Origin of the sequence: Ramlibacter sp. (assembly GCF_035706265.1) — a bacterium.
Classification (GTDB): Bacteria; Pseudomonadota; Gammaproteobacteria; order Burkholderiales; family Burkholderiaceae_C; genus Ramlibacter.
This window is the reverse complement of the sequence record NZ_DASSVG010000200.1, coordinates 1-2,678: the sequence shown is the minus strand read 5'-3', so window position 1 is coordinate 2,678 and position 2,678 is coordinate 1. Positions and strand designations below refer to the sequence as shown.

The following is a 2,678-nucleotide window of genomic DNA, read 5'->3' as shown; positions in this document are numbered from 1 at the left end:
GCCTGCCTGCACGCCTGCCAGTACGCGCCGCCCCACGAGTTCGCGGTCAACGTGCCGCAGGCCATGGCGAAGGTGCGCGGGCAGACCTATTCCGACTATGCGTGGCCGCCGGCGCTGGGCGCCTTGTACCGGCGCAACGGCGCCACGCTCGCCATCGCACTCGCCCTGGGGCTCGCCTTTTTCCTCGCGCTGGGTGTCGCGGCCCAGGGCACCCTGTGGGGTGCGGTTGCGGCGGGCAACTTCTACGCCATCTTTCCGCACAACCTGCTGGTCGCCCTGTTCGCTCCGGTCTTCCTGTTCGCCGTGCTGGCGCTTGGAATGGGCGTGACGAAGTTCTGGCGCGAGGTGAAGCCCGCCACCAGCGGGCATCCGGTGAGCGCCCCCGCCGCCGCGGAAGCGACCGGCGACGTGCTGCGCCTGAAGTACCTGGACGGCGGCCATGGAGAAGGCTGCAACGAATCGGACGACGCCTTCACGCTGGCGCGCCGGCGCGCGCACCACCTGACCTTCTACGGTTTCCTGCTCTGCTTCGCCGCCACCTCGCTGGCCACGGTCTATCACTATGGGTTCGGCTGGGTGGCGCCCTACGACCTGCCGTCGCTGCCGAAGCTGCTGGGCGCCGCCGGCGGCGTGAGCCTGGCCATCGGAACCGCGGGCCTGTGGCGCCTGAACCGCCGACGGCATGTGCTGCAAGGAGACGCGGCGCAGAAGCCGATGGATCTCGGCTTCATCGCGCTGCTGTTCCTCACCAGCGTCAGTGGCCTCGCGCTTTGGCTGGCACGCGCCACCCCTGCATTGCCCCTGGCGTTGTGCCTGCACCTGGGCGCGGTGATGGCCTTGTTCGCCACCCTGCCCTACGGCAAGTTCGCCCACGCCGTGTTCCGCGGCGCAGCGCTGCTGCGCCACAACGTCGAGAAGCGCCAGCCCAATCCGATCGGCCTCGGCGCGGACTGAATCCCCTCACCAGGAGACCCGAATGAACAAGCGTGAGGTACTGCGCCTCTGCGCGCTCGCCGCTGCCCCCTTGCTGCCGCTTGCTGGCGCGCAGGCACAGGACGCGAGCTTTCCACCGCGCACCATCACCATCGTCGTGGGGTTCGCGGCCGGGGGCGCCGCCGACGTGGCCGCCCGCCTGATCGGCAAGAGACTGGGTGACAACCTCGGCGTGCCGGTCGTCATCGACAACAAGCCCGGCGCCGGTGGCAACATCGCCCACCAGTACGTGGCCAAGACGGCCCCCTCGGATGGCAGCGTGATCCTGTTCGGCTCGGTCGGCCCGCTGACGATCGCGCCGCACCTGATGAAGCTGCCCTACGACCCGGTGAAGGATTTCGCGCCGATCACCATGGGAGTGAACTTCCCGAACGTGCTGGTCGTGCATTCGGGCCTCCCGATCAAGACTTTCGCCGAGTTCGTTGCCTACGCGAAAGCAAGCCCGGGCAAGCTCGACTTCGCGTCCACCGGCCCCGGCTCGGCCTCGCACCTGGCGGGCGAACTGCTGAACGACATGGCGAAGATCCAGACCGTGCACATCCCCTACAAGGGTGGCGCGCCGGCGCTGCAGGACCTGCTGGGTGGGCGCGTGGCTTCCTACTACTCCACCTTCGCCACCGCGCAACCCCATATCGAGTCGGGCAAGCTGATCCCGCTCGCCGTGACCGGCCCGACCCGCCTGGCCACGCTGCCCAAGGTACCGACCCTCGCGGAGGCCGGCTACCCGGGCTACAGCGCGACCAACTGGTATGCCTTCGTGGCCTCCTCCAGGGTGCCGAAGGCGATCCTGGACCGCTACAACACCGAACTGGTGAAGGTGCTGAAGACGCCCGAGATCGTCCGCGCGCTGGAGGCGCACGGCCTGCCGCCGCAGCCCGGCTCGCGCGAGGAGCTCGCCAGGACGATGGAACGCGAGTCGGCGACCTGGGGTCGCGTGATCCGCGAGCGCAGGATCACCAACGGGTGAATCACGCGCAGTCGCGCGGCTGCGCTGACGCCCTCTCCTCATTCCCGGCCCTGCCAGCGGCTGCTCGAGTGCCGGGCCGAATTGCCGGATGATCGCCGCATGAGCGCTCACGATCACCACCGCTGCGCCTGGGCCCAGGGCGACGACGCACTGATGCTGCGCTACCACGACGAGGAGTGGGGCGTGCCCCAGCACGATCCGCGCATGCTCTGGGAAATGCTGGTGCTGGAGGGCTTCCAGGCCGGCCTGTCCTGGCGGACCATCCTGCACAAGCGCGAAGCGTTCCGCCAGGCCTTCTCCGGCTTCGCGCCGGAGAAAGTGGCCCGGTTCGGAGAGAAACAGATCGCGCGGCTGCTGGCCGACCCCGGCATCATCCGCTCGCGCGCCAAGATCGAAGCCGCCATCGAGGCAGCCCGGATCTATGGCCGGATGCAGGATTCGGGCGAGAACTTCGCGGACTTCTGCTGGGCCTTCACCGGCGGCAAGGTGCTCGTGGGCGACGGCCGGCACGTGCCGGCGAGCACGCCGAAGTCGGAGGAAATCTCGAAGGAACTGAAGCGCCGTGGCTTCAAGTTCGTCGGCCCGGTGATCGTCTATGCGTGGATGCAGGCGGTCGGCATCGTCGACGACCACGTTCTCGGCTGCTTCCGCCGCAAGGTCCGTCCTCGGGACTGACCGCCCCCCGTCAGGCGCGCCTCGCCCCGCTGTCCCGGATCAC

General features: G+C 69.0%; 3 protein-coding genes. All 3 read left to right on the top strand.

The features are described 5' to 3' along the window. Nucleotides 1–954, top strand: a 954-nt coding sequence (tcuB, locus tag VFM98_RS07440; RefSeq protein WP_325109276.1) for a tricarballylate utilization 4Fe-4S protein TcuB, incomplete at its 5' end; no start/stop codon positions are given. Between the two features lie 22 nt (nucleotides 955–976). After that, complete coding sequence (locus tag VFM98_RS07435; RefSeq protein ID WP_325109275.1) at nucleotides 977–1,960, top strand: tripartite tricarboxylate transporter substrate binding protein; 984 nt, start codon at nucleotides 977–979, stop codon at nucleotides 1,958–1,960. Nucleotides 1,961–2,059: 99 nt separating this feature from the next. Next, nucleotides 2,060–2,635 (top strand): DNA-3-methyladenine glycosylase I, encoded by a 576-nt coding sequence (locus VFM98_RS07430; RefSeq protein ID WP_325109274.1) that lies wholly within the window; start codon nucleotides 2,060–2,062, stop codon nucleotides 2,633–2,635. Nucleotides 2,636–2,678 lie beyond the last annotated feature (43 nt).